1 protein-coding gene is annotated in these 1,555 nt (G+C 65.1%); it reads left to right on the top strand.

Annotated features, from left to right (window positions below; all coding sequences use genetic code 11):
• Positions 1-2 precede the first annotated feature (2 nt).
• Positions 3-1,535, top strand: coding sequence for an IS66 family transposase (locus BM052_RS19255; RefSeq protein WP_255406275.1), 1,533 nt, complete (start codon positions 3-5; stop codon positions 1,533-1,535).
• Positions 1,536-1,555: the final 20 nt, after the last annotated feature.

Here is a 1,555-nt window from a genome sequence, read left to right as displayed (position 1 = left end):
TGCTGCTGGCCGAGCGCGCCCGCGCGGCGCGGCTCGAGCATATTCTCAAGCTGATCAACCGCACGAGCTTCGGCAAGCGTTCGGAGAAGCTTCCCGCCGATCAGCTCGCACTGGCGCTGGAAGACCAGGAAGTTGCCTTTGGCGAGGCCGAAGGGCTCGAGGATAAGGCGGCCGAGGAAGGCGAGCGCTACGGGCAGAGGCGCCGCCGTCGGCCTGCGGGTGCGGAGCGCGCATCGCTGCCGGCGCATCTGCCGCGCTTCGAGGTGGTGATCGAGCCCGACAGCCTGGAATGCGCCTGCGGCGGCGCGCTGCACAAGATCGGCGAGGACCGCTGCGAGCGGCTCGACATCATCCCGGCGCAGCACCGCGTCATGGTGACGATCCGGCCGCGCTATGCCTGCCGCTGCTGCACCGATGGCGTGCATCAGGCGTCGGCACCGGCGCATGTGGTTCCCGGCGGCTTGCCGACCGAAGCGCTGATCGCGGATGTTCTCATCCACAAATACTGCGACCACCTTCCGCTTTACCGCCAGTCGAGGATCTTCGCGCGGCAGGGCATCGAGATCAGCCGCGCCACGCTGGCCAACTGGGTCGGCCGAGGCATTGCGGCGCTGATGCCGATCGTCACCCGGATGCGCGTGGATGCGCTTGCCCGATCACGGCTGTTCGTCGATGAAACCACGGTCAAGGTGCTGGCGCCGGGAACCGGCAAGACCAAAACCGGCTACATGTGGGTCATCGTCTGTGACGATCGGGCCCATGGCGGTGCCGACCCGCCGCTGGCGCTCTACACTTATATGCCCGGCCGCGGGGCCATGTGGGCCAAGCAGTTGCTCGGAACCTACCAGGGCATTCTGCAGGTCGATGCCTGGCAAGCTTACGACCAGTTCGGCAAGGACGAAGGCGCCCCTGCCAGCTTCGGCGTCGGCACCCGGAAATCCTACTGCTGGGCTCATCTGCGCCGCAAGTTCATCGACGCGGGCAGCGATGCTCCGATCGCGCAGGATGCCTTGCAGCACATTGCCAAGATCTACGGCATCGAGAAGGAAATCCGAGGGTATCCGGCCGAGGAGCGCCTCGCTGTCCGGCGGGAGCGAAGCCGTCCACTGGTCGACAAGCTCCACGCCTGGTTCACCGCCACCAGCCCCCGCATCATGGCCGGATCGGCGACGAGCGATGCGATGAAATACGCACTGAAGCGCTGGGGTGGCTTCACCCGCTTCCTCGACGACGGCCGGATCGAGCTCGACAACAACACCGCCGAACGCGCGATCAGGCCGGTAACTCTCCAGAGAAAAAATGCGTTGTTCGCGGGTCACCAGCTCGGCGCCGAAAACTGGGCGGCGATCGCCTCGCTGGTCGAAACCTGCAAGATGCTGGACATCGAGCCCTACGCCTACCTCTCCGATGTGCTCGCCCGGATCATCAAGCGCTCCGACACCGATCCGGTCGACGATCTGCTCCCATACAACTGGGTCGATACAAACGCCGGGCAAACCGTGTTCGAAATGAGCAACATCGCCAGCGCTGCTTGATCGCCGAAATTACATCGCCA

Source organism: Novosphingobium sp. CF614 (assembly GCF_900113255.1).
In the GTDB taxonomy this organism is placed as follows: Bacteria; Pseudomonadota; Alphaproteobacteria; order Sphingomonadales; family Sphingomonadaceae; genus Novosphingobium.
The sequence above is the reverse complement of the archived record's forward strand: the minus strand, read 5'-3'. Positions and strand labels throughout refer to the sequence as shown.